General features: G+C 64.7%; 1 pseudogene. It reads left to right on the plus strand.

The features are described from left to right. Positions 1 to 296, plus strand: a pseudogene (locus tag RM844_RS32125) (integrase core domain-containing protein); the annotation flags it as partial. Positions 297 to 570: the final 274 nt, after the last annotated feature.

Genomic DNA, 570 nt, shown 5'->3' on the forward strand with positions numbered 1-570 from the left:
CACTGAACCCGTCCCGGCGCGGAGTGGTCGGCCAACTCGTCGCCCACGTTGGCGCTCTGGGTGTGGAGGCGATCACCGGCAAGCCCTACAAGCCCACCACTCAGGGCAAGAATGAACGCTTCCACCAGACCCTGTTTCGCTACCTCGACAAACAACCCCTCGCCGAGACACTCGACGAACTGCAAGCCCAGGTCGACGCGTTCGACCACATCTACAACACCGAGCGCCCCCACCAAGGGCTGCCGGGGCGCATCACACCCCTGATCGCATGGGAAGCGACGCCCAAGGCTGATCCACCCCGACCCAAACCTGACCGGCCCGTCTACGCGCGCGTCCCCAGCCGATACCAACGCCCTCGACCACAGCCACCCGCCGACCTGCCCGCCAACACGTGTGTGAGAACCGTGACCACTTCCGGCACCATCGGCCTGGACCGCGTGCACTACAAGGTCGACGTAGACCTTGCATTCCAGCAGGTCCTCGTTGTCAACACCGGCGACACCATCATCATCACCGACCTACACGGTGAGGTCCTCACCGAGCACACCCGACCCGCACCCGGCATCCGAT

It is taken from the genome of Streptomyces chisholmiae (genome assembly GCF_031845445.1).
Taxonomy (GTDB): Bacteria; Actinomycetota; Actinomycetes; order Streptomycetales; family Streptomycetaceae; genus Streptomyces; species Streptomyces chisholmiae.